This window comes from Nonomuraea sp. NPDC052116 (assembly GCF_040680035.1).
Lineage (GTDB): Bacteria > Actinomycetota > Actinomycetes > Streptosporangiales > Streptosporangiaceae > Nonomuraea > Nonomuraea angiospora_A.
This window is the reverse complement of sequence record NZ_JBFAWA010000004.1, coordinates 17603-42547: the sequence shown is the minus strand read 5'-3', so window position 1 is coordinate 42547 and position 24945 is coordinate 17603. Positions and strand designations below refer to the sequence as shown.

The following is a 24945-nucleotide window of genomic DNA, read 5'->3' as shown; positions in this document are numbered from 1 at the left end:
ATATGTCGCGTCTACGAGAAGTCAAGATATATCGCGGCAACGCCGTCGGCGAACATGAGGGCGGCGTGTCGCGCGAGAAAGTGGAGATTCGCCCCGATACGGTAGGCGGATCGCGTGGGGAGACCGGGCAAGTCGGCACGATCTGTCCCTGTGGTCTGGTGGAATCTAGTGCTGTGAGTGGTCAGACCTGGCGGTTGGTGCGACGCGGCAACAGTGGACCTGTTGCGCCCCCTGTGCTCGATGAGCACCAGCGTGCCGTGGTCGCCCACCGGAGCGGCCCGCTGCTCGTCCTCGCAGGTCCGGGCACCGGCAAGACCACCACGATAGTCGAGAGCATCGTCGACAGGATCGAGCGCCGCGGCGTCGACCCCGAGCGCGTGCTCATCCTCACCTTCAGCCGCAAGGCCGCCGAGGAGCTGCGCCAGCGGGTCACCGCCCGCCTGCGCCGCACCACCCGCACCCCGCTGGCCCTCACCTTCCACTCCTACGCGTACACGCTCCTGCGCCGCGAGGCCGTGCTCGAGGGCAAGGCCCCGCCGCGCCTGCTGACCGGCCCCGAGCAGCTCCTGGAGATCCGGCGGCTGCTCCACGGCGAGCTGGAGAGCGGCGCGCTCGACTGGCCGGTGTCGCTGCGCGAGCCGCTCAAGACGCGGGGCTTCGCCGAGGAGCTGCGCGACTTCCTGTCCAGGGCCGGCGAGCGCGGGCTCGACCCCGAGCGGCTGATCGCCCTCGGCAGGCTGCACGGCAGGGGCGACTGGGCGGCGGCGGGCAGGTTCGCCGAGCGCTACCAGGACAGGTTCGACCTCGACCCGGAGGAGACCTACGACTACGCCGAGCTGATCGGGGCCGCCTCGGCGTTACTGGCCCGGCCGGAGGTGCGCGAGCGGGAGCGGGCGGCGCACGACGTGGTGTTCGTGGACGAATACCAGGACACCGACCCGGCACAGGAGTTCCTGCTGGCCCAGCTCGCCGGCGACGGGGCCGACCTGGTCGCCGTCGGCGACCCCGACCAGTCGATCTACGGCTTCAGGGGCGCCGACGTGCAGGGCATCATGAAGTTCCCCGAGCGGTTCAAGACCAGGGACGGCCGCGAGGCGCCGGTGCTGGCGCTGCGGGTGTGCCGCAGGAGCGGGGCCGACCTGCTGGAGGCCTCCCGCCGGTTGGCGGCCCGGCTGCCGGTGGCGCCCATGCCCGACCACGCGTACGGGCACGAGCACGACCACCGCGACCTGGCGCCGCTGCCCGACGCGGACGCCGGCGACGCGCGGGTGCTGCTGGCCGACAGCACCAGCCAGGAGGCGGCGATCGTGGCCGACACGCTGCGGCGCGCGCACCTGATCGACGGGGTGCCGTGGCACCGGATGGCGGTGCTGGTCCGCTCGGCCAAGCGCCAGGTGCCGCTGCTGCGCCGGGCGCTGGTCAACGCGGGTGTGCCGACGATGATCGCGGGCGACGAGGTGCCGATCGCGCAGGAGCCCGGCGTACGGCCGCTGCTCACCATGCTCCGCGTGGCCATGGACCCCGCCCAGCTCGACGAGGGCGTGGCCGAGGAGCTGCTGACGGGGCCGCTCGGCGGCACGGACATGATCGGCGTACGCCGCCTCCGCCGCGCACTCAAGATCGCCGAGAACGAGGCGGAAGGCACGCGCTCGTCCGGCGAGCTGCTGGTCGCGGCCGTGCAGGACGTCAGGGAGCTCATCCGCGTCGAAGACCACGTCGCCGTCCCCGCCGAGCGCGTGGCCAAGCTCCTGGCCGCCGCCCGCGAGGCCACGCAGCAGGAGGGGACGGCGGAGGACCTCCTGTGGGCCGTGTGGCACGCCAGCGGCCTGGCTGGGCGCTGGACCGAGCAGAGCCTGCAGGGCGGCCCCAGGGGCGCGCAGGCCGACCGCGACCTCGACGCCGTGGTGGCCCTGTTCGACCACGCGGCCCGGTTCGTGGACCGGATGCCCAAGGCGGGCCCCGAGGTGTTCATCGACGACCTGGCCGCCCAGGAGATCCCCGGCGACACGCTGGCCGACCGGGCCCCCGACGGCGACGCCGTACGCGTGCTGACCGCCCACCGCTCCAAGGGCCTCGAATGGGACGTCGTGGTCGTCGCGGGCGTGCAGGAGGGCGTCTGGCCGGACCTGCGGCTGCGCGGGTCGCTGCTCGGCGTGGAAGACCTCGTCGAGGTGGTCGAGGGCACCAAGCCCAACGCCGCCTCGCTGGTCTCCAAGCTGCTGGCCGAGGAGCGCAGACTGTTCTACGTGGCCGCCACCAGGGCCAGGCGCCGGCTGGTGGTGACCGCGGTGGGCGGCGAGGACACCGACGAGCGCCCGTCCAGGTTCCTGTCGGAGCTGATGCCGGGAGCGGTGGAGTCAGCCACGGTGGACGACCGGGCCCGCTGGCTGAACATGTCCGCCCTGGTGGCCGACCTGCGCAGCGCGGTGACCGACCCCACCAAGCCCAGGAAGATGCGGCAGAAGGCGGCCAGGCAGCTCGCCCGCCTCGCCGCCGCGGGCGTCCAGGGGGCCCACCCCAACGACTGGTACGCCCTCACGCCCATCTCCGACGACCGCCCGCTGAGCTGGCCCGACGACGTCGTCAGCATCTCGCCCTCGGCGGTCGAGAGCTTCACCAAGTGCGGCCTGCGCTGGCTGCTGGAGACGGCCGTCGGCGCCGCGGGCACCAGCACCGCCCAGGGCCTGGGCAACATCATCCACGCTCTGGCCGTCCTGGCGGCCACCGACCTGCCCAGCGAGGACCTCCTGGGCGACCGCCTCAACCAGGTCTGGAACGACCTCGACTTCGGCGGTGTCTGGTACAACCGCAAGCAGCGCCAGGTCGCCGAGCAGATGATCGGCAAGTTCCTGCGCTGGCACAAGGAGAATCCGCGCGAGCTGGTGGCCCTGGAGGAGGCGTTCACGGCGATGGTCACCGAGGGCGTCCAGATCAAGGGCCGCGTCGACCGGGTCGAGCGCGACTCCGACAACCGCGCCGTGATCATCGACCTCAAGACCGGCGGCTCCAAGCCCAAGGCCGGCGACCTCGACCGCCACCCCCAGCTCGGCGTCTACCAGCTCGCCGCGCTGCTCGGGGCCTTCGCGCGCCACGGCATGACCGAGCCGGGCGGCGCCGCGCTCGTCCAGGTCGGCAAGGCGGCGGGCAAGAACGACGCGCTGGAGCAGGCGCAGCCCCCGCTGGCCGACGACAAGGACCCGGGCTGGGCCGCGGACCTGGTCGACACGGTGGCGACCGGCATGTCGGGTCCGTTCTTCCAGGCCAAGGTCAACGACGGCTGCCGCACGTGCGCGGCCAGGGCGAGCTGCCCGGTCAACGACAACGGGGGCCAGGTGTGCTGACCCCCGCCGAACTCGCCGGCAAGCTCGGCATCCTGCCCCCCACCCGTGAGCAGGCCACGGTCATCGAGTCCCCGCTGGAGCCCATGGTCGTCATGGCCGGCGCGGGCTCGGGCAAGAGCGAGACCATGGCCGGTCGCGTGGTCTGGCTGGTCGCCAACGGCCTGGTCAAACCGGAAAACGTGCTGGGCCTGACCTTCACCCGCAAGGCCGCCGCCGAGCTGGCCAACCGGGTCAGGGAGCGGCTGAACGGCCTGGCCGAGGCGGGCCTCGTGGAGCCGGGCGCGCTCGACAACGAGCCGACCGTGTCCACCTACCACGCCTACGCCGCCCGCCTGGTCACCGACCACGCCCTGCGCGAAGGGCTGGAGCCCACCATGCGCCTGGTCACGCCGGCGGTGTCGTGGCAGCTCGCGTCGCGGGTGGTGGCGATGTACGACGGGCCGATGGACCGGATCGAGCTGGGCCCGCCGTCGGTCACCGCCGCGGTGCTGGAGCTGGCCGGCGAGCTGTCGGAGCACCTGCGCTCGGCCGGCGACGTGCGGCGGATGGGGGAGTGGCTGCGGGGCAGGCTCGACCTCCTGCCCGGCAGGACGACCGTGGCCCAGCGCAAGCCGCTCGGCGTCCAGTCCGCCAGGGAGCAGCTGCTGCCGATGGTGGAGGCGTACGAGCGGCTCAAGCGTGGCCGGGAGGTCATCGACTACGGCGACCAGATGTCGCTGGCCGCCAGGATCGCCGCCAACCACAAGGAGGTCGGCGAGATCGAGCGGGCCCGCTACTCCGTGGTCCTGCTCGACGAATACCAGGACACCAGCCACGCCCAGCTCGTCCTGCTGCGCTCCCTTTACGGCGGCGGCCACCCGGTCACCGCCGTGGGCGACCCCTGCCAGTCCATCTACGGCTGGCGCGGCGCCTCCGCGGGCAACCTCCGCCGCTTCCCCCAGGACTTCCGCGACGGCTCCGGCGACCCCGCCGAGGTCCGCCAGCTCAGCGTCAGCTTCCGCAACGGCGACCGGGTGCTCGACGTCGCCGCCCGCGTCCAGCTCCCGCTGCGCATGGAGGCCCGCGAGGTGCCGGTCCTGGTCCCGGGCCCCAACCGGGTCGACCGCGGCCGGGTCACCTGCGCCTTCCACGAGACGGCCGAGGACGAGGCGAAGTGGGTCGCCGACGGCATCGCCAGGATCCTCGGCGCAGAGACGGCGCCCGACGGCCTGCCGTGGGGCGAGAAGGAGCGCAAGAAGACGCTCGCCGTGCAGCCCCAGGACGTCGCGGTCCTGGCGCGCAAGCGCTCGCAGTTCCCCGCGCTGCGCAGGGCGCTGGAGGAGCGCGACATCCCGGTCGAGGTGGTCGGTCTCGGCGGCCTGCTGACCGTGCCCGAGGTGACCGACATCGTGGCCACCCTGCGCGTCCTGTACGACGCGACGGCCGGCGACGCGCTGGCCAGGCTGCTGGCCGGGCCCCGCTGGCGGATCGGGCCCGCCGACCTGCGCGTGCTGGGCGAGCACGCCAGGCTGCTGGCCCGCGAGCTGAGCGAGAGCGGCCGGGAGGAGGACCCGCTCGACCAGGTGGTGGCCGACCTGGCCGGGGAGCGTGGCAGCCTGGTGGACGCGCTGGACGAGCTGCCCGACCGGGAGGAGTGGCTGGAGGCGTTCTCGCCGCTGGCCCGCACCAGGCTGGTGGCGCTCGCTCAAGAGCTGCGCCGGCTCAGGGCGCACACCGCGCAGCCGCTCCCCGACCTGATCAGCGAGGTCGAGCGCACGATCGGCCTCGACGTCGAGGTGGCCGCGCGCAGCGGCACGACGAGCACGTTCGCGGCGCGGGCCGATCTCGACGCGTTCCTCGACGCCGCGTCCAGGTTCGCGGGCGACGCGGAAGACCCGACGCTGGGCGCCTTCCTGGCCTACCTCCAGGCGGCGGAGAGCGAGGAGTTCGGGCTGGAGGCGGGCCGGGTCGGCGACAGCAACAGCGTCAAGCTCATGACCGTGCACGCCTCCAAGGGTTTGGAGTGGCCGATCGTGGTCGTGCCGGGCCTGTCGCAGCTCGTCAGCTCGAAGGGGACGATCGCGACGGGCAGCATCTTCCCCGCCACGCCGGTCATGAACAGCCGCTGGACCGAAAACCCGCGCAAGCTCCCCTACCCGCTCCGCGGCGACGCCGCCGACCTGCCGAGGCTGAGCGGGCTGAGCAAGGAGGAGCTGGGCGCGTTCGACGAGCACTGCCGCGAGCGCGACCTGATGGAGGAGCGCAGGCTGGCGTACGTGGCCGTGACCCGCGCCCACTACCACCTGATCGCCTCCGGCTACCGCTGGGGGAGCGCCACCAAGCCGCTGGAGCCGTCCGACTTCCTGCTGGAGATCCGCGACACCGCCGACCGCGTCTCGGTCTGGGCCGGCGACCTGGCCGACGGCGCCACCAACCCGCTGCTCGCCGAGCCCGCCGAGGCCATCTGGCCGGTCACGCCCGAGGGCCTGCGCTACGAGTCCGTGCTCGACGGCGCCCGCCTGGTCGAGGACGCCCTGGCCGGGGCGCTCGGCGACGACGACGAGGAGGACGACGAGCAGTTGCGGACGTTCGAGGAGGAGCGGCTGCGGGCCTGGGAGCGCGACACCGACCTGCTGCTGCGCGAGCGGGAGCTGCACCGGCGCCGCCCCGCCACGATCGTCGAGCTGCCGGCCAAGCTGACCGTGTCGTCGCTGGTCACGCTGGCCGGCGACCCGCGCGAGCTGGCCCGCAGGATTCGCCGCCCCGTCCCGGTCAAGCCCGCGCCGCTGGCGCGCCGGGGCACGTCGTTCCACAAGTGGCTGGAGACGCGGTGGGACCAGCAGCGGCTGATCGACGACCTGGAGCTGTACGACGAGGAGCTCGAAGAGGCGGATGTGCGCCTCGCCGAGCTGCAGGAGCGGTTCGAGCAGAGCGAGTGGGCCGATCGGCGGCCGGTCGATCTGGAGGTGCCGTTCGAGACCATGATCGCCGACCGGCTCGTGCGCGGGCGGATGGACGCGGTCTTCGAGCTGCCCGACGGTGGCTACGAGGTCGTCGACTGGAAGACCGGCGAGCCGCCCAGGGGGAAGAAGGCCACCAGGGTGGCGTCGGTGCAGCTCGCCGCGTACCGGCTGGCCTGGTCGCACCTGGCGGGGGTGCCGCTGGAGAAGGTGCGGGCGGCCTTCCACTTCGTACGCGCCAACCGCACCGTGCGCCCGGTCGACCTGCTCGACGCCGACGGCCTGGTCGCGCTCATCGAGGGGGTCAGGCTCGTAGATGGTGGAAAGCCGGCTTCGGATGCATGAGGAAGTCGTGGTGGGAGATGTTCCAGGCGTAGGCGCCGGCCATCTCGAAGACCACGGTGTCCCCGACGCGGGCCGAGGTCACGATTTTTCGGGAAAAAACGTCCTTCGGGGTGCATAGCTGGCCGACGAACGTGATCGGCTCGTCCGCCAGGCCCGGCCCCTTGCCCGTGGGCAGGATCGTGAACGGCTGGTCGTGGCCCTTGGTCGCCGGTGTCCGCAGATGGTGGGTGCCGCCCAGCAGGATCGCGTACGCCTCGCCGCGCACCCGCTTCACGTCCACGACCCTGGTCATGTAATAGCCGCAGTACGCGGTCAGCGCCCGGCCGGGCTCGATCCGCAGGCGTCTCCCGCCCCGGACGGCCGCGAGGCCCGCCCCGTACGCCGCCCAGTCGAACCTGGACTCCGGTGCCGCGTAGGACACCGCCATGCCGCCGCCCAGGTTGACCTCCTCGTGCTCGTTGTCCAGCAGGGCCTTGGCGAGGGTGAGGAGCTGAGGGGCGTCCAGGCCGCTGGCCAGGTGGGTGTGCAGGCCGCGCAGGCGTACCCGCTCGGTGAACAGCGGCAGGCACTCCGCCACGCCCTGCTCGTCCATGCCGAACGGCCCGCTCATCGTGAGCGCGGCGCCCTCCACCGGCAGGTCGGGGTTGAGCCTGAGCAGCACGTCGGCCTCCAGGCCGGTGGCGAGGAGGCGGCGCAGCTCGTTCGGGGACTCGACGTGGATGCGGTGGTGCGGCAGGCGCAGCTCGGCGTCGGTCTTGCCGGGGCCCCCGAGCGCGACCGGCTTGCCCGGGAACAGCGTCGTGACGTGCGCGTGCTCGCCCGCCGACGACGCCTCGAACCCGTCCACGTGCCCGGCCAGCACGCGCAGCAGCTCGGCGTCCGGATTGGCCTTGACGGCGTAGTAGAGCTCGACCCCGCCGAGCGCCCGCCGTACGGAGGCGGCGTGCTCGTCCAGCGCGGGCAGGTCGTACAGGTAGGCGGGGGCCGCACCGAGGCGCAGCGCGGCGTCCTGGACGCGGTCGGTGATCACGCGAGCGGGTTCGCGATCGGGACGTAACCGGCGGCGCGGTCGGCCGCCCGCGCCCAGCGGACGCCCAGGTTCGCCTTGGCGGGCAGCGGCGCGCCGGCCAGCAGGTCCGACAGGGGCAGCGGCCGGCCGAGCTCGTCCGCCTGGCCGGCGAGCAGGTCGCGGGCGATCCGCCACAGCTCGCGCAGCAGCCCGTCGTCCGCTCCCGCGACGGTGGCGGCGATCTCGGTGAGGTGGTTGACGAGCAGGCAGTACACCACGCGGGCCCAGCCGCGCTCGGCGTCGTAGGTGAGGGCCGCGGCCACCTCGGGGTGCAGGCCGGCGAGGTCGTGGCGGCCGGCGACGAGCTTGGTGCCCTCCAGGTCACGGAAGACGGCCTCCGCGGGGAGCCCGTCCGCGTCCAGGCCGACCAGGACGTTCTGCAGGTGGGGTTCCAGAACGACGCCGTACGCGAAATACAGCTCCAGGACGGGCAGCGCGACCGCCGCCACGTACGCCCGCCACCAGGCGAGCGGGTCCTTGACCGGCGCGCCGAGGGCGAGCGCGGCGGCCAGCACCGGGGTCACGCCGGGGGAGCAGGCGGTCCAGGGGCTCTGCCGGACGATCACGCCCAGGCCCTCGTGGAGCCGGGTGCCGAGGGCCGCCGAGCGGTAGCCGGGCTCGGGCAGCCAGCGGGTGGCGGGGTGCCTGTTGGCGACCTCCTTGAAGATCGGGCCCAGGCGGGAGGTGAGCTCCACGGCGCCGGCCAGCTCGTACCAGGCGTTCTTGCGCACGCAGTTCGTGATCCGCACGTCCAGGGAGAACTTCAGGCACGCCTCCGCGCCGGGCGCGTAAACGGTCCGCACGGACGAGGTCGGCAGCACCACCGGCCCCGGCCCCAGGTCGATCAGCTCGGCCCCGAACGCGGGCCTCAGCAGCTCCACCTGCCACGGGTGCGCCGGAAGCAGCCGGTAGCCGCGCGGCGCCTCGCCCATCGTGTCGAGCACCGACGCGTCGCCCCCCTCGGCCAGCACGTCCTCGCGCACGCCGAGCAGCCGGACGGGGAACTCGGCGTGCGCCTCGGGCGCGTAGCGCAGCCAGCCGTCCCCGCCGCGCGCCTTGGGGCTGGGGTGGAAGGGATGGCCGAACACCAGCGCCTGCTCCGAGGCCAGCCACGGATCGGCGGGCGGGACGGCGTCCTCCCGAGCGCGCAGGATCATGGCCACCGCCTCGCGGCTGGCCGCCACCTGCTCGGCGAACTCGCCGTTCGCCCCGTCGAGGTCGGATTCGACCATCCGCACCAGCTCGCCGGTCGTCAGCGGCTGCCAGGCGCCCTCCTCCAGGCGCTCAGGCCGGCCGTCGAAGCGCAGCGCCGCGCCGCCGTGGGTGCGGACCCGCAGCAGCGTGCCCGCCACCCGCAGCAGCAGGTACGGCGGCGCGGGCCAGACCAGACCGCGCGGCCCGGCCACCTCCCGCACGCAGCAGCGCAGCAGGGCCGCCAGCGTCGCCTCCTCGGCTGTTTCCTCAGCCGGGGCAGAAGGCGCGTCGAGGGCCGGAGCGTGCATTCAAGCTCTCCTCAGGTAGTTGGGCCCGCTGGTGCCGTAGAACTTGTTGACGTCGCGGGCGCCGGAGCGTTCCTTCGCGACGAGCGTCCCAGCGGTGATCATGGACTTGCCGGTGAGCCTGGCCGCGTCCAGAGTCCTGGCGCGCAGGATCCTGGCCATGGGGTCCTCGCCGTACTCGTCGAGGGCCTCGGCCAGCGTGCCGCGCAGCAGCGCCGCGGCCTCGGCGTGCGGCATCGCCCCGAACGCCACGGCGGCGGCGGCCAGATGCAGCGTGATGGTCACGAACACGTCGGCCAGCGCGTGCGGATCGTCGTTCAGCATCCGCTCGTCGGCGAACGCGGGCACCTCGATCCCGGCCGCCCGCAGCCTCGCGGGTGAGGCCAGCAGCCCGTCGTTGTCCTTGACGAGCAGCCGCGTCCGGTCGCCTTGGCAGACGAGGGCGAGGTTCTGCTGGTGGGCTTCGAGGGCGACGCCGTAGCGCACGAAGAGCCGTACGTTCCAGCGCAGCAGCAGCCGCAGGTAGGCGGGGACGACGTCGCCCAGCCCGTCGAGCACCCCGGGCGCGCCCAGCGCGGCCACCGGCACGATCTTCCCCTCGGGCAGCCGCCTGACCATCCAGGCCAGGTACTCGTGCCCGGCGTGCGCGTGGACCTGCTCGTCGGCCAGCACCACGTCCGGGCCGGCCAGCTCCCGGAGCAGCAGCTCGGCCTTCGCCCCGTCGCCCAGCGTGCCCGGCTTGATCGACCGTCTGTTCCGGGCGCCCAGGGTGCTGATGGGGAGGGGCAGCTTGAGGTGGGTACGGGGGTCGATCTCGACGGTCCGCATGGACAGCGTGGGCCGCACGGTCAACCGCGCCTCGTCGAGCAGCCGTACCCCGTCGATCTTCCGCACCTCGCCGGCCGTCAGCGGGTGGACGGGGAACAGCACCTCGTCCGGCCCCACCTCCCACCCGCCCGCGTCGGCGGGGAAGCGCCCGGCGGAGCCCGGCGCGAGCGCCCGGCGGGGCACGGCAGCCCACCGCAGCTCGAACGAGGGCGCGAACTCCGGCGCGTACGCCAGCAGCTCCTCCTCCGACAGCCCCACCCGCGCCCGGGACGTCGGATAGACGGGATGGTCCACGAAGGCGGCCAGCGCCTCATAGGACGGCCCCCGCGCGAGCACCTCGCCGGCATGCGAGTCGTGCAGCTCCAGAGCGGTCAGCGCCGCCAGGCACTCCTCGAAGAAGGCCGCGACCCCCTCCGAGTCCGCCGGGTCCGCCACCTCCACCAGCGTCTCCAGCACCTGCTCCAGCCCGAGCCGCTCCTCCGACGCGACCACGAAGTCCTGGAACAGCGCGCCGGGCGCCAGGCGCACCCACCGGCCGTCCGCCAGAAGCAGCCCCGCGCCGTCCTTGGTCCGGCTGATCCGGGAGGACAGCCCGCCGTAGTCCTCGCGCAGCAACGCGTTCAGGACCCGGGCGGCCAGATAGGCCTCCCGATCGCTCATTCGACCACCCACGGCCGCGCGGCCCGGTAGGCCTCGACGGCCGCGTCCACGGCTGCCCGGGAGGGCCCGACGGCACGTACGACGCCCAGATAGTCCCGGTTCGTGTGCGTGAGCGAGATGACGTCCCCGACGGCCCGCAGCGGCCGGTGCCACAGCCGGACGTCCCCTTCGACGTAGGTCTCGGCCCCGGGGGCGTCCTTGACGGTTCCGGCCCGGTCGGCGACGAGGCTGACCGCACTCCCGTACGACGAAATTTCGGGAATGTCGGGCACGGCCTCCCCGAGATGGACCCGCAGGATCCACTCGAACAGCGGCACCCCGAGCACATCACCGAGCAGGAAGTCGCAATGGTCGCCGATCGCCCGGTAGTTCACCTCGACGATCCGGGGCCCTCGCGGTGTGACCACGTACTCGGTGTGGCACGCCCCGAACCCGACCCCCAGCGCCCGCAGCGCCGCCAGCACGTGCTCGTGCGTCCCGTCCCGCGGCGCCCAGTCGAGCCGTTCCTCGATGAAGTACGGCAGCGCCCCCAGCGTCGTCTCGAACCCGCCGAGCACCCGCGTCCCGGAGGCGTCCCCCAGCGTCTCCAGCGTCCGCAGCGGCCCGTCCAGGTACTCCTCGACGACCAGCGTCTCGCCCGGCCGCCGCTTCCTGACCAGGGCCACGGCGCCGGCCAGGTCGCGTTCGACGAGCATGACGTCCTCGCTGGCCACGCCCTCACGCGGTTTCAGCACGACCGGGTAGGGGAGGCGCTCGGGCACCGGATCGCCGGGGGCGAGCCGGATCGACCACACCTGCTCGACCCCGGTCTCGAGGAGCCTGCGGCGCGTCAGGAACTTGTTCTTGGCGGCCACGCAGGCCCGCCAGTCCTTCCCGGGCAGCCCGAAGTAGGCCGCCGCGAGCGCCGTCTCCGCCTGCAGGTGGTCCGAGTTGGTGAAGATCGCGTCCGGCCTGCCGAGGCTCTCGACGGCGTCGATGAGGGCCCGCGGGTCGCGTACGTCGCACGCCACCGCGTACGGATGCCGCTCCGGCCGATCCGTCAGGACCGTGACCTCCAGCCCCAGCGCCTCGGCCGCGGGCAGGAAGCCGTCCGTCACGGAATCGGTTGTTTTGAGCGCGGTCAGGTAGAGCCGCAACGCGAAGGCACCCCCGAAGGATCAGGTAAGGCTAACCTAACTCGTCGATCTTAGCCCGAGAGAGATCACCCCGGGGCCCGGATACCGTAATCGCCGGCTAACTGCGAGGTCATAGGATGACAGGGGATTTCGGGAGGGGACGGCCTGTGGAGACGACCGCGGAAGAGCAACTCATCGGGCCTCTGCTTCTGGCACGCGGCACCATCGACAGATCCTCGGCGCTGCGGGCCAACGAGCAGTGGCTGGAGCAGGCGTGGACCGATCCGTCGACCAGGGTGCTGGTGATCGACGACGGTCACACGCTGGTGCGGCGGTCGGGAGACGCGGTGCAGGCGGTGCTCTACGCGCCGGCCGACGCGCCGCCGGGCGAGCGCTACCTGCTCGGGGTCGAGGACGGTGTCGTCTACTTCGCGGTGGCGGCGCCGCTGCCCAGCGGCCCCGGAGGCGACGTCAACGGGCGCGTGACGGTGCCCATGAGCCTGCGCGACACACCCGAGGGCGAGCCGGTGGCGGCCGGGCTGCGCCAGGTCGGGGGCCTGCTCGGCGACCGCGACGCCGGCCTGCTGGTCTACGCCGTGGCGCTGGAGGCCTGGCACACGACCCACGAATACTGTCCGCGCTGCGGCACCCGCACCGACGTGCGGGCCGGCGGGCACATCCGCGTCTGCCCGCAGGACGGCAGCCAGCACTTCCCCCGCGTCGACCCCGCGGTGATCATGCTGGTCCGCGACGAGGACGACCGCTGCCTGCTCGCCCGCGGCCCGCAGTGGCCGGAGGGGCGGCTGTCGATCCTGGCGGGGTTCGTGGAGCCGGGGGAGTCGCTGGAGCACGCCGTCGCCCGTGAGGTGGCGGAGGAGGTCGGTGTCACCGTCGTCCGCCCGCGCTATCTCGGCAGCCAGCCCTGGCCGTTCCCGCGCAGCCTCATGCTGGGCTTCTTCGCCGAGGCGATCTCGACCGAGCTCACGCCGGACGCCGAGGAGATCGCCGAGGCCCGCTGGTTCTCGCGCGAGGAGCTGGCGCGAGCGCTGGAGTCCGGCGAGCTGCGCCTGCCCCCGCCGGTGTCGATCGCCCGCCGCCTGATCGAGACCTGGTACGGCGGCGAGCTGACCGGCGACTGGTGATCAGGCGGCCCCGAGCAGGGCCTTGACCTCCAGAGCTGAAGGGTTCGTGCGCACGACGCGGCCGCCGGGGGTGTCGATCACCACGGTCGGCACCACCTGGTTGCCGTTGTTGACGCTCATCACGAACTCGGCGGCTGACGGGTCGCGCTCGATGTCGATGTCCTTGAAGCTGATGCCCTCGCGGGTGAGCTGGGACTTGAGCCGCTTGCAGGGGCCGCACCAGGTGGTGCTGTAGACGGTGAGCGCCATGTCGGGAGATCCCTCCGGAGATCGGGAAAATAGGCGCTCCTTGCAACAACCGGACTGTGCAAGTTCATTCCTGAGGCGGGGGTGTCCCGCCTCGGGCGCTCAGCCGATGCGGTCGGCGATCCAGGCCTGCACCTGCTCGGCCACCCCGGGCTCGCGATAGAGCGGGTTGCTGTGGTTGATGCCCGGCTGGGTGATCACCGTCACGGGCACGCCCACCTGCCCCAGCATCGTCTTGAGCACCTGGCTCTGCAGCGGCGGCACGAACTCGTCCTTGGAGTGCACGGTCAGCATCGGCGCGTCCTTGCGGCTGGCGTGCCAGGCCACCTCCATGCTGGCCCAGACCCGCGAGCACTTGCCCTTGGGCGCGCAGCCTCCGGCCAGGCGGATGGCGGCCGTACGGAGCTTGCGCTTGTTGGGGTCGTCGGACTTCTCGCCGTCGGAGTAGGCGCGCAGCGGCGAGATGATCGGCGACAGGCCCACGACGCCCTTGAGGCCGGAGATGCCGTCGCCGTACGTGCCCACGGCCGCCGCGATGTGGCCGCCGGCGGAGAAACCCACCACCACGTAGTTGCTCGGGTCGAACGCCCACCGCTCGGCGTGCTTGCGGGCCAGCGCGATGGCGGCCAGCGCGTCCGAGCGCTGCGCGGGCCACGCCGCGTCGCCGGAGAGCCGGTAGTTGAGGTTGAAGACCGTGTAGCCCAGCTCGGCGTACTGGCGGACGATCTCCTTCATGTAGCGCTTGTCACCGCCCGACCACCAGCCGCCGTGGATCAGGAAGACGCCGGGGCGCTGCTGGCCGTCGGGCGTCCACCAGACGTCCATGGCTTGACGTGCCTGGGGGCCGTACGAGACGGTCTCGGAGGCGAAGTCGCCGAGCCCGTACTGGTCGACCACGTCGGTGGGGCCGGGCGTCGGCTCCTTGTTGGCGCTGGCGGCCACGGGTGTGAGCACGACGGCAGCGAGCGCGAGCGCGCCCGCGAAAACCGCAGTTCGCACGGCCTTCCTTTCCCCCATGCAGATGGTCGGACCCATTGTGAGGGAAGAGACCGGTTCTTTGCATCTGGTGGCTATGAACATACGTCGGCCCGCATGTTGCCAGAATAAAGAGGCTGTCCGCTACACCTGAGAGTATGAACGGGTGAACAACATGGATGACGTCCTGGCCGGTCTCGACCCCGAGCAGCGCGCGGTGGCCGAGGCGGTGCGCGGGCCGGTGTGCGTGCTGGCCGGCGCCGGCACCGGCAAGACCAGGGCGATCACCCATCGCATCGCGCACGCGGTCCGCAGCGGGGTGGTCGACGCGCAGAGCGTGCTCGCTGTGACGTTCACCACTCGGGCGGCGGGGGAGCTGCGCCAGCGGCTCCGCGCGCTCGGGGCGCCCGGCGTGCAGGCCCGCACGTTCCACGCGGCGGCGCTGCGGCAGCTCACCTACTTCTGGCCGAAAGTCATCGGCGGCGCGGCGCCCTCGGTGATCGAGTCCAAGCTCCCGGTGCTGGCGGAGGCCTGCCGCCAGGTCCGGAAAACTCCGGATCGGTCCGAGTTGCGGGACATCGCGGCCGAGGTCGAGTGGGCCAAGGTCACCCAGATCGGGCCGGAGGACTACGTGACGGCCGCGGCGAAATACCACCGCACGCCGCCGGTCCCGCCGGAGGAGGTCGCTCGCCTTTATGAGGCGTACGAGCAGATCAGGCGCGAACGCCACCTGGTCGACTTCGAGACCATCCTCGAGCTGACCGCCGCCGTGATGACCGAGCACAAGGAGGTCGCGGGGCAGATCCGCCAGCAGTACCGCTACTTCGTGGTGGACGAGTACCAGGACGTCAACCCGCTGCAGAAGCTCCTGCTCGACACCTGGCTCGGGGGTCGTGACGACCTCTGCGTGGTCGGCGACCCCAACCAGACCATCTACTCCTTCACCGGCGCCACTCCGCGCTACCTGACGGGCTTCGCGGTCGAGCACCCCGACGCCGCCGTCATCAAGCTGGTGCGCGACTACCGCTCGACCCCGCAGGTGGTCGAGCTGGCCAACCGGCTGATCGTCAGATCTCCGCACCGGCTCGACCTGGTGGCTCAGCGCCCCGACGGCCCCAAGCCGTCGATCTCCGACTACGACGACGAGCCCGCCGAGGCGGCAGGTGCGGCCCGCGCGATCAGGAAACTGCTGGACAAGGGCGTGCCCTCGCGGGAGATCGCGATCCTGTTCCGCGTCAACTCGCAGTCGGAGGCATACGAGGAGGCCCTGTCCAAGGCCGAGATCCCGTACGTGCTGCGCGGCGCCGAGCGCTTCTTCGACCGCCCGGAGGTCCGGCAGGCAGTCGTCCTCCTGCGCGGCGCCGCCCGCGCCTATGCCGGGGAGCCGCTGGCCGCCGAGGTCCACCACATCCTGACCGGCATCGGCCTGACCCCGTCCCCGCCGGGCGGCGGCAAGGCCAGGGAGAAGTGGGAGTCCCTGAAGGCGCTGGCGGACCTGGCGGAGGACATGGCGGCCGAGGGCGCTGACCTGCCCGCGTTCGTGGCCGAGCTGGAGCGCCGGGCCTCCGAGCAGCACGCCCCGCCCGTGGAGGGCGTCACCCTGGCCTCGCTCCACGCCGCCAAGGGCCTGGAGTGGGACGCCGTCTTCCTGGTCGGCCTGACCGACGGCATGCTCCCGATCATCTACGCCGAGTCCCCGGAGCAGATCGAGGAGGAGCGCCGCCTCCTCTACGTGGGCGTCACTCGAGCCCGGGAGCACCTCTCCCTGTCCTGGGCCGGCGCCCGCGCCCCCGGTGCCCGCAGGACCCGCCGTCCCTCCCGTTTCCTCGACGGTCTCGGCGCCCGCGCCTCCGCGTCCCCGCCCCGCGTCTCGACCGCCCCCCGCGAACGGCGTGCGGTGGCGGCGCCGGTGAGCTGCCGGGTGTGCGCGAAGACGCTGGTGGCGGCTGCCGAGCAGAAGCTGGGGCGGTGTTCCACGTGCCCGGCGGACTACGACGAGGCCCTCCTCGAACGCCTGAAGGCCTGGCGCACCGCCACCGCCAAGGAGGCCAAGGTCCCGCCGTACGTCGTCTTCACGGACGTGACCCTCCAGGCCATCGCGGAGCGCGCGCCTTCCACGGAGCAGGAGCTGCTGTCGATAGCGGGCATCGGCAAGATCAAGGTGGACCGCTACGGCGAGGCCGTCCTGTCTCTCTGTCACGCCGACTGACAGCCCCGCTTTAGTCCCATATAAGGGGCACGTCAGACTTGTCCCCAACACTCGAGAGCCCAAGGGGGACGGACACGTGAACGAGGCGCTGAAGGAGCTGCTGGATCTGCTCGACCTGGAGCAGATCGAGCTCGACATCTTCCGGGGACGGAGTCCGGAGGAACGCATCCAGCGCGTCTTCGGTGGTCAGGTGGCGGCCCAGGCCCTCGTGGCGGCCGGCCGTACGGTGCCGAAGGACCGTCACGTCCACTCTCTGCACGCCTACTTCATCCGGCCGGGCGACCCCTCCATCCCGATCATCTACAACGTCGACCGCCTCCGCGACGGCCGTTCGTTCACCACCCGCAGGATCGTCGCCGTCCAGCACGGCAAGGCGATCTTCACGATGTCGGCGTCGTTCCACATCGCCGAGGAGGGCGTGACGCATCAGGCGTCCGTCATGCCGCAGGTGCCCGACCCCGAGACGCTCCCCACGTTCCGGGAGCGGATGTTCGAGGCGGTCGGCGATCACCCCGAGCTCCGCGAGTGGTTCTCGCGCCCCCGCCCGGTGGACGCCAGGTACGTCTCGCCGCTCACCTGGGAGGCGTTCAAGAACCCCGACCTGCGCAGCGCCGAGACCAACGTGTGGTTCCGCTACCACGCCGACCTGCCCGACGACCCGCTCCTGCACGTCGTGCTGGCCGCGTACGCGTCCGACTTCACGCTGGTCGACACGATCCTGCTGGCTCACGGCATGGCCTGGGGCGCCTCCAACGTCTCCGGCGCCTCGCTGGACCACGCCATGTGGTTCCACCGCCCCTTCAGGGCCGACGACTGGTTGCTCTATGCTCAGGAATCCCCCTGGTCGGGGGGAGCTCGGGGACTCGCTCGCGGCGAGATGTTCACTGCCTCGGGTGAGCTCGTGGTCTCGGTCGTCCAAGAGGCCATGATCCGCCTGACGAAATAGTGCCGACACGCCGCGTGCAATAGGCCGCCAGGCGCGGTCAATGTAACAAAATCGCAGGTAGAAAATATGTTGCCCCTTCCCGGGTTCCCGGTTTAGGGTCATGGTCAAGCGAGTCGGACACTACTGTTCCGACGATCCAGAGAGTGGAGGTGAGTCACCGTGATCAGCATTCAGATGCCAGCCACGCAATGGCTCGCTTCCGCATGCCGTAACTCGGTGAGACTCGTTGACGGTCCCACCAAGCTGCGGCAGGAGAAGTCTGCCCGTAGCCAGGCTGCCGCCTACGGCGCGCGCGCCCACTTCGGCGCTGCCACGCCAGCTGCTCCCGTCTACACCGCACGTATCGAACTGCCGGCCTACCAGCTCACCAATGGTGGACTGTGGGGTCCGCAACCCTGGAGGGATACACCGGTCATAACCTGACCGGCGTATACAGCCCCCAGGCCGCGGATCCTGCAGACGGATCCGCGGCCTTACTTATTTGTCCGTGATTCCCGACCACCTACGAGGTGTCCGACCAAGATCAAAAAGATCTGACAAAAGGAGAAAGCAGATGGGGGCGAAGACGATCATGGACCTGATCGACGAAGCCAAGATCCCCTGCCGTACCGACCCTGACCTGTGGTTCGCCGAGTCGCCGGAGGACGTCGAGTTCGCCAAGGCTCTCTGCGGCGGCTGCCCGATCCAGAAGGCCTGCCTGGCCCGCGCGCTCGAGCGCGAGGAGCCGTGGGGCGTCTGGGGCGGCGAACTCATCCTCAGGGGAGCGATCGTTCCCCGTAAGCGTCCGCGCGGGCGTCCCCGCAAGCACCCGGTCGCTGCCTGAACACCGCACCTTCAACCAGAAAGCGAACAAACCAATGAGCACTCAGATCACTAGGAGCCGAGCAGTGCCGGATCTCATCCATGACCTGGTGAATGACCGAATACAAACCCTCCACCGCGAGGCGGAGGAGCAACGCCTCATCGCGCGCGTCACCCGTGTGCAGCGTGCGCGGCGCAAGGTCCAGCGGGCGAACGACCGCCTCCGCGAAGCCCTGAGCCGCCAGGTCTGACCGGGGAGATCCTGCCGCCGGCGCAGGATCTCCCCGCAGATCCTTTTTCAGAGAGCCGGGCGCCCGAAGCGCCCGGCTCTCCGCGTATAGCTACGCTCCCCGGCCCCCGCACCCCGGCCCCCGCAGGCCGCGCCCGCGGTGCTCGGCCCATAGGGCGCCATCACCTTCGGGTGTCGCATCCCCGGAGTCGCCACCGGTGACCGCTCAGGCCGTCGGCCGTACACCCGTCGTCCGTGACGGAGGTGCGACGAACTCCTCCTCCGCCCGCCACAGCCGGGCCGCCATCCAGGCGACCCCGATCGCCGCCACCACGAGCCCGGCCAAGTACACCGGCACCGGCACCACGTTCCGCAACGACCCCGGAACCATCCCCACCGCATAGAGCACCACCCCGACCGCAGGCATGGCCCCGCTCCTGATCGCCGCCACGCTGAAGGTCAGCACCCCCGCCAACAGCACGGCCGACGTGACGAGGAATGCCCGCCCCGTGCTCCCCGCCAGCAGTTCGCTGACCGTGCCCCCGCCGAGGTAGGGGAAGACGAAGTGCAGGATGTACTCGATGGCGAACGCCCCGGCCAGCCCGGCCGAGTTGAGCACGTACCCGATGAGTCCGAGACTGCCTGCCGTACCCCGAACGATCAGGTAGATGCCGGTGATCGCGAGGAGACCCATCAGCGCCCCGAACGGCGCGATGGCGTGCGTGAACGCCGTCTCGGGCAGCAGCCCGGCGCGCCGGGCCGAGTTCACCACGAGCAGGACGGCGCACACGAACCCGGCCGCCGCCGTGACCCGGTAGACACCCATCTCTGGAGCCCTTTCTCTCGGTGATATCAAGCGATAACGATCGTTATGATGCGCGTTATCGCCGGATATGGTGAGAGCGTGCCGAGAGACGTAAGCACCCCGAAAGAACTCGGCGCGCTGCGCCAGAGCCTGCTCGACGCGGCCATGCGCGTTCTCCGCGAACAGGGCGCCCTCCACCTCACCCTCCGCCGTGTCGCGGACGTCGCGGGCACCTCCACCATGGGCATCTACACCTGCTTCGGCAGCCGCTCCGGCCTTTTGGAAGCGATCTACGAGTACGGCTTCAGCCTCCTTCACGACGCCATGACCTCGTCCCTGAACGGCCACGCCGACCCGCTGGCCCGGATCATGGCGGTGGCACGCGGGTACCGGGAGTTCGCGCTGGCGGATCCCGCTCTCTATGCGCTGATGTTCGAGCGCCCGCTGCCCGACTTCGACCCGTCACCCCAGCGCCGGAACTACGCCCTCGGCCTCACCTTCGACCTCCTCACCCAAGCCACCTCCGCCGCGGCCCAGGCCGGGCTCATCCAGTCGAACGACCCGGTACGTGCGGCGTACCTGGTGTGGACCACGATCCACGGCATCGTCAGCATCGAGCTGACCTGCTCACTCCGCAGCCCGCTACCGGGCTGGTTCCTGAACTCGCGCGAGGAAGGCGAACGCGTACTCACCGAAGGCGTCCACGCCCTCCTCGCGGGCCTCACCTGAACGACCCCGGGCGGCTTGCCGTGATGTCGGCACCGCGCGGGAAGAAGGCCCCTCGCGAACGGCACCGACTCCTACCGGCCGGCCAAGACTCAGGCCGCCACGGCCAAGACTCAGGCCGCCACGGCCAAGACTCAGGCCGCCACGGCCAAGAAATCCACAGCGGGCTGACAACCTCACGACCCACTCGACGTGCGGTCGGTGGTCGCGGCTACTCCGTGGGCCGGCGTGCCTGTCTTACTTCCCGGTCGACTGCCCAGGCGTCCGCCACTGTGCCCAAATGCCCAAGCTTGTCGGGGTTGATCACCGCGCGGATCGTCTGGATCTGCCCGTCGAGTACGTCGAGCGTCAGGGTGTGGAGCACCTTGCCGTCCCGGTCGCGGAAGATCGCGCCCGGCTGGCCGTTGACCTCGTGCGGCTCGCCCGTCACGCCGACCAAGGCCATCCGGGGGAAGGCGGAGGCGAGCAGCCGGGCCACGTTCTGGGCGCCGATGACGGCCTTGGCCAGCTGCGGGGCCTTCGCGCCGCCGTCGCCGACCATCGACACGTCGGCAGCCAGCAGGTTCTGCAGGCCGACGACGTCGCCTTCGCGGAGGGCGTCGAAGAACCGCGACGCCAGCTCGTCCCGCTCTTTGCGATCCGCCTCGAAGCGGGGCCGGCCCGCGGCCATATGGCGCCGCGCCCGTACCGCCAGCTGGCGGCACGCCGCCTCCGAGCGCCCCACGGCCGACGCGACCTCGGGAAAGCCGAAGTCGAACACCTCCCGCAGCACGAAGACCGCCCGCTCAAGCGGGGACAGCCGCTCCAGCAGCAGCAAGGCCGCCATCGACAGCGAGTCGGCCAGCTCCGCCGACCGCTCCGGGTCCTGGTACGGGTCGGCGAGCAGCGGCTCGGGAAGCCACGGCCCGACGTACTCCTCCCGCCGGACGCGGGCCGAGCGCAGCACGTCGATGGAGATCCGGGTCACCGTGGCCGACAGGAACGCCTTGGTCGACCTGGGCTCGGTCGGGGTGGCCTCGAAGCGCAGCCAGGTCTCCTGAACCGCATCCTCGGCCTCGCTCACGCTGCCCAGAATCCGGTAGGCGAGCGAGAACAACAGCGGCCGCAACTCCTGAAACTCCTCGGCCCTGCCCATGCCAACTCCTCCTCGAAACCCTGCCACCACGAGGGGCAGCGCAACTGCCGGCCGAGCTCCCGCTTGGCCTCGGCGTCGGACAAGCCGCGCCCCTCGCCCATCATCGTCGCCACCACATGCCCACTCAGCAGCCGGGCCGCCCATACGGGCACCCACTTCGGCCACGTCGCTCCCGCACGCTCCGCCAGATGGGGCAGCTCCACTCCCGCCTGCCACGAACACTCGCATGATCATCTCTCTCTCCGTGATCGACCATCGCCCCTCCGCGGACCGAGCCCAGATGGTCGGGAACTCTGCGTCGTCGCCCGTCAACTGGTGAAGGCCCCAGGACCGAAGCGGCCCCACGCGACGAACGCCGCAACCGCGAGATAGATCAGATTCACCACCACGAACGCGGCTTCCCCACGTCGGCCGTGGGTGATCATCGCGCCGACCATCAGCAGGATCCAGCACCCCGCGGTCACCGGCACCAGAACCGGCGCGATGCCGAGCAGGGCCGGCACGATCAAGCCCACCGCAGCCAGGAGCTCAAGGACACCCAGGGTCCTGACGAAGCCGGCACCGGCGTCCGCGGTCCATCCCCCGCCACGGAGCACAGCCAGCTTCTCCTTCGGCACGAACGTCTTGCTGATCCCGCCGCTCACCGCCACCGCGGCCAGCAGCCCGGCAGCGATCCACAACGCGAGGTTCATCGCCCACTCCTTGAGAGAGAATTGCCTGCACCCCCTAGACGAGACAGCAACCTCCGCCAGTGACATCGCGTGCGTACGGCCATCTCGGGCACGTCCTCACCCCGCCCCCGCTACCGGCCCGCGAAGGGCTCCCGATCGTGAGGACGCTCACACCGTGTCACAGCTCAGCGGGGTGTCTCGTCTCAGAGGGCATGACGAACTCGGAACAGACCACAGTGCTGATCACCGGCGCCAACAAGGGGCTCGGTCTTGAGGCGGCCAGGCGGCTCGGGGAGCAGGGCTGGACGATCTTCCTCGGCTCGCGCGACGAAGAGCGAGGGCGAGCGGCCGCCGCCCAGCTGACCGACGGCGGCGCGAACGTGGTCATGGTCCCCCTGGACGTGACCTCGGACGAGTCGGTGAAGGACGCGGTACGGCTCGTTCGCGAGCACACCGACCGACTGGATGTGCTGATCAACAACGCCGGCGCGCCGGGAAGCGTCGTCCCACCTGCGGACGCGACGGCTGACGAGATTCACTCCGTCTACGACACCAACGTGTACGGACCGATCAGGGTCACGCACGCGTTCCTTCCCTTGCTGCAGGCGGCGGACAATCCGCGGGTGGTGATGGTGTCCAGCGCCGTCGGTGCCTTCGCGGTCGTGACCGATGCGGAACAGCCCGCCTCGAAGATGCACGAGCTCGCCTACAGCTCGTCGAAGGCGGCACTGAACATGATCACCGTCCGGTACGCCCAGGCGCTCCCAGGGATCAAATTCAACCTGGTCACTCCCGGAGAAGTCGCCAACCGCAAGTTCGCCGCCACCGACATGAACCATCACACCGGCCAGCTGACGGTCACCGAGGGCACCGACCCGATCGTCAAGCTCGCGATGATCGACGCCGACGGGCCAACCGGCATCTTCATCGACCGCCTCGGCCCCGTTGCCTGGTGACCGCCCGGGACTCGGGCACCGGCTGCGTGGTGACTGGCTGGAACTCGGCTGCCGGTCGCGTGGCGACTGCCCAGGGCTCGGGCGTTGGTCGCGTGGCGACTGGCCGGGGCTCGGGTAACGGCTGCCATGTGACTGCCCGGGGCTCGGCGCTGGCTGCGTGATGATCGGCCGGGGCTCGGGCGCTGGCTGCGTGGTGACTACCCGGGGCTCGGGCACCGGTACCCACCGGCAGGTAGCGCCCGCGGGCACGGTCGCCCGTGACGCCCACAGGCCACGCCTCGCATTGCCATAACGGGTTCGACATCGTCGGACGACGTGCCCTGCTGCTGTCCGTCCACTGACCCTGATGTCGGCACCGAAAGACGGGGACGTGTCTTGGTGCGTGGCTCCTGGCCTCAGCCCGACACTGCCGGAAGATGTGCCCTGGCGCTCGGCTCGCGGCCTCGGCTCGACACTGCCGGGGGATGTGCCGTGTTGCTCACCCACCGGCGCCGGCTCAGCACCCTGGAGGGGGTGTGCTGACCATCAGCGCCGGTGGGATCACCGAGCATGGCACGGGCACATGCACCGGCCTTGTGGACCGATCCGGCCGGGGGTCACGGACCCGTATGGGCCGTTCCGGAAGCCGGATCGGTCACGGACATCGGAGCGCCGCACTCACTTCAGGCACCATGACGCCGAACCGTGCGCGAGCTCATGCCGACCTGACCGCGTTCGTGCTACCCGCGCCATGGGGGGTGGGGGAGCGAGTGGGTCCGCGGAGGTGGTGAGCAGGCGCGCGGATCGGCGCATGTGGATCCTTTCGCGTTGGTAACGGCTTGCACTCGTATCATTACACAGCGGAGTCGGAAGTTAACCTGATGTTCAGTAAAATCCCTGCGGCCCGCCAAACAAGCCGCCGGATCAGCCCCAAGGACCGGGACGATCAACCGATGGCCAGTGCCTCGTCGTTGGGGTCGTCGGCGAAGCCGGGGACCCAGCGGATCACCTCGTCGCGGAAGCGCGCCGTGGTGCCCAGCTGGCACAGGACGCCGATGCCCGCCGCGTGGACCCGGTGGATGAGCACGTACGAGGTAGGCAGGTTGAGCTGGCGGACCACGTTGGTAGGCCGCAGATCCGTCACGCTCGCGGCCTGGGCCTGCAGCCACTCCCGGCTGAACGTGAACTCCTCCACCGCCGTCGGCTCCACGTACGGCGCGAGAAAGGCCCGGAGCGCGTCCGGATCGATCTCGATGTCGCTCCGGATGAAGCCTTCCCGGCGCAGGCCCGCCGTGACGGTCTCCATGTCGCCCTCGTTGAAGATCCGCGTCAGCCGCCCGAACGCCTTGGGGTAGCCCCCGGGCAGGCGGTTGACCGCGCCGAAGTCGAGGACTCCGAGCTTGCCGTTGGCCAGCATGCGGAAGTTGCCCGGGTGCGGGTCAGCGTGGAGCATCCCGACTCGCGCGGGGGAGCAGAAGAGGAAGCGTACGAAGAGTAATCCCGCCCGGTCGCGCTGCTCCTTGGTGCCCTCGGTGATGACGCGGGACAGCGGGGTGCCGTCCATCCACTCGCTGACCAGCACCAGCTCGTTGGCCGCGACCACATCGGGGACGTGGAAGTCGGGATCATCGTTGAACTCCAGCGCGAAGGCGTGCTGAGCCTCGGCCTCCCGGAGATAGTCGAGCTCCTCCGCGACCCGTTCGCGCAGCTCCGCCAGCACCGCCTTCACGTCGAGGCCGGGCAGCAGCACGCCGAACAGCTTGCCCAGCCGCGCCAGCTGCGCGAAGTCGCCGAGCAGGGCCTTGCCCGCCCCCGGGTACTGGATCTTGACGGCCACCTCCCTGCCGTCGTGCCACACGGCCTTGTGCACCTGGCCGATGGACGCCGCGGCCGTCGGCTGGTCGTCGAACGACAGGAAGTTTTCCCGCCAGTCGTCGCCCAACTGCTCGGTGAGCACCTTGTGGACGGTGGACACGGGCAGCGGGGGAGCGGCGTCCTGAAGCTTGGTCAGCGTGGCTCGATAGGGACCGACGATCTCCTGCGGCAGCGCCGCCTCGAAGATGGACAGCGCCTGCCCGAGCTTCATCGCGCCGCCTTTGAGCTCGCCGAGCACCTTGAAGATCTGCTCGGCCGTACGCTGCTGAACCTCCTGAGCCACGATCTCCGCGGACTTGCCGCCGAGCCGCTTGCCCAGCCCGAGAGCGGCGCGGCCGGCGAAACCGAGTGGAAGGGCGGCCAGCTTGGCGGAACGCGTGACAGCACGGCGCGGAAGATCGCTCACCCTCATGCGCGGAACCTCGACGAGATACCGCTTCCCCCCTTCATGGTC

The 24945-nt window shown here is 71.2% G+C and carries 19 protein-coding genes; 9 read left to right on the top strand and 10 right to left on the bottom strand.

Annotated features, from left to right (window positions below):
* Nucleotides 1-233: 233 nt before the first annotated feature.
* Together AB0L65_RS08265 and AB0L65_RS08260 are read left to right on the top strand one after the other, a co-directional pair.
* Nucleotides 234-3341: an ATP-dependent DNA helicase gene (locus tag AB0L65_RS08265; protein ID WP_364241911.1), complete on the top strand. Its 3108-nt coding sequence runs from the start codon at nt 234-236 to the stop codon at nt 3339-3341.
* Nucleotides 3335-6625: an ATP-dependent DNA helicase gene (locus AB0L65_RS08260; RefSeq protein ID WP_364241908.1), complete on the top strand. Its 3291-nt coding sequence runs from the start codon at nt 3335-3337 to the stop codon at nt 6623-6625. Before AB0L65_RS08265 ends, AB0L65_RS08260 begins: the two co-directional genes overlap by 7 nt.
* On the opposite strand, the gene AB0L65_RS08255 is transcribed toward AB0L65_RS08260, so the two are convergent.
* The 4 genes from AB0L65_RS08255 to AB0L65_RS08240 are packed head-to-tail and all read right to left on the bottom strand — an operon-like array spanning nt 6585 to nt 11817.
* Complete coding sequence (locus AB0L65_RS08255) at nt 6585-7655, bottom strand: type III PLP-dependent enzyme (RefSeq protein WP_364241905.1); 1071 nt, start codon at nt 7653-7655, stop codon at nt 6585-6587. The genes AB0L65_RS08260 and AB0L65_RS08255 overlap by 41 nt on opposite strands.
* Nucleotides 7652-9196: an IucA/IucC family protein gene (locus AB0L65_RS08250; RefSeq protein ID WP_364241902.1), complete on the bottom strand. Its 1545-nt coding sequence runs from the start codon at nt 9194-9196 to the stop codon at nt 7652-7654. The genes AB0L65_RS08255 and AB0L65_RS08250 overlap by 4 nt, the downstream gene beginning before the upstream one ends.
* On the bottom strand, nt 9197-10681 hold the full coding sequence (locus tag AB0L65_RS08245) for an IucA/IucC family protein (RefSeq protein WP_364241900.1): 1485 nt from the start codon (nt 10679-10681) through the stop codon (nt 9197-9199).
* Nucleotides 10678-11817, bottom strand: coding sequence for a siderophore biosynthesis protein (locus tag AB0L65_RS08240; protein ID WP_364241897.1), 1140 nt, complete (start codon nt 11815-11817; stop codon nt 10678-10680). The genes AB0L65_RS08245 and AB0L65_RS08240 overlap by 4 nt, the downstream gene beginning before the upstream one ends.
* A gap of 146 nt (nt 11818-11963) precedes the next feature.
* Here AB0L65_RS08240 and nudC point away from each other — a divergent pair, with 146 nt between their 5' ends.
* Nucleotides 11964-12938 (top strand): NAD(+) diphosphatase, encoded by a 975-nt coding sequence (nudC, locus tag AB0L65_RS08235; RefSeq protein WP_364241895.1) that lies wholly within the window; start codon nt 11964-11966, stop codon nt 12936-12938.
* Here the strand turns inward: nudC and AB0L65_RS08230 are convergent, their stop codons facing one another.
* On the bottom strand, nt 12939-13187 hold the full coding sequence (locus AB0L65_RS08230) for a glutaredoxin domain-containing protein (RefSeq protein WP_364241892.1): 249 nt from the start codon (nt 13185-13187) through the stop codon (nt 12939-12941). It abuts the gene before it with no gap.
* Nucleotides 13188-13286: 99 nt separating this feature from the next.
* A complete protein-coding gene (locus AB0L65_RS08225; RefSeq protein ID WP_364241889.1) occupies nt 13287-14183 on the bottom strand; it encodes an alpha/beta hydrolase in 897 nt (298 codons plus the stop codon).
* Between the two features lie 151 nt (nt 14184-14334).
* On the opposite strand from AB0L65_RS08225, the gene AB0L65_RS08220 reads away from it, so the two are divergent.
* The 4 genes from AB0L65_RS08220 to AB0L65_RS08205 all read left to right on the top strand — a co-directional run bounded on the left by AB0L65_RS08220 (nt 14335) and on the right by AB0L65_RS08205 (nt 18366).
* Nucleotides 14335-16368, top strand: a complete 2034-nt coding sequence (locus tag AB0L65_RS08220) for an ATP-dependent DNA helicase UvrD2 (protein WP_364242812.1) — start codon at nt 14335-14337, stop codon at nt 16366-16368.
* Nucleotides 16369-16444: 76 nt separating this feature from the next.
* Nucleotides 16445-17314 carry an acyl-CoA thioesterase II gene (gene tesB, locus AB0L65_RS08215; protein WP_363971040.1) on the top strand — a complete coding sequence of 290 codons (870 nt, stop codon included), beginning with the start codon at nt 16445-16447 and terminating at the stop codon, nt 17312-17314.
* Nucleotides 17315-17867: 553 nt separating this feature from the next.
* The gene (locus tag AB0L65_RS08210) at nt 17868-18137 is read left to right on the top strand and encodes a WhiB family transcriptional regulator (RefSeq protein ID WP_350725390.1); all 270 of its coding nucleotides are present in this window, start codon (nt 17868-17870) and stop codon (nt 18135-18137) included.
* Between the two features lie 64 nt (nt 18138-18201).
* A complete protein-coding gene (locus AB0L65_RS08205; RefSeq protein ID WP_350725388.1) occupies nt 18202-18366 on the top strand; it encodes a hypothetical protein in 165 nt (54 codons plus the stop codon).
* 204 nt (nt 18367-18570) lie between these two features.
* Here the strand turns inward: AB0L65_RS08205 and AB0L65_RS08200 are convergent, their stop codons facing one another.
* Entirely contained in the window at nt 18571-19170 is a 600-nt protein-coding gene (locus AB0L65_RS08200; protein ID WP_364241885.1) for a hypothetical protein, read from the bottom strand.
* A 78-nt stretch (nt 19171-19248) separates the two neighbouring features.
* Here AB0L65_RS08200 and AB0L65_RS08195 point away from each other — a divergent pair, with 78 nt between their 5' ends.
* Nucleotides 19249-19878, top strand: coding sequence for a TetR/AcrR family transcriptional regulator (locus AB0L65_RS08195; protein WP_364241882.1), 630 nt, complete (start codon nt 19249-19251; stop codon nt 19876-19878).
* Between the two features lie 208 nt (nt 19879-20086).
* On the opposite strand, the gene AB0L65_RS08190 is transcribed toward AB0L65_RS08195, so the two are convergent.
* Both AB0L65_RS08190 and AB0L65_RS08185 read right to left on the bottom strand, forming a co-directional pair.
* The gene (locus AB0L65_RS08190) at nt 20087-21010 is read right to left on the bottom strand and encodes an RNA polymerase sigma-70 factor (RefSeq protein ID WP_364241879.1); all 924 of its coding nucleotides are present in this window, start codon (nt 21008-21010) and stop codon (nt 20087-20089) included.
* Between the two features lie 308 nt (nt 21011-21318).
* Nucleotides 21319-21702 (bottom strand): DoxX family protein, encoded by a 384-nt coding sequence (locus AB0L65_RS08185; protein WP_364241877.1) that lies wholly within the window; start codon nt 21700-21702, stop codon nt 21319-21321.
* A gap of 215 nt (nt 21703-21917) precedes the next feature.
* Here AB0L65_RS08185 and AB0L65_RS08180 point away from each other — a divergent pair, with 215 nt between their 5' ends.
* Nucleotides 21918-22637: an SDR family NAD(P)-dependent oxidoreductase gene (locus tag AB0L65_RS08180; RefSeq protein ID WP_364241874.1), complete on the top strand. Its 720-nt coding sequence runs from the start codon at nt 21918-21920 to the stop codon at nt 22635-22637.
* Between the two features lie 925 nt (nt 22638-23562).
* On the opposite strand, the gene AB0L65_RS08175 is transcribed toward AB0L65_RS08180, so the two are convergent.
* A complete protein-coding gene (locus tag AB0L65_RS08175; protein ID WP_364242809.1) occupies nt 23563-24897 on the bottom strand; it encodes an AarF/ABC1/UbiB kinase family protein in 1335 nt (444 codons plus the stop codon).
* Between the last annotated feature and the right edge of the window lie 48 nt (nt 24898-24945).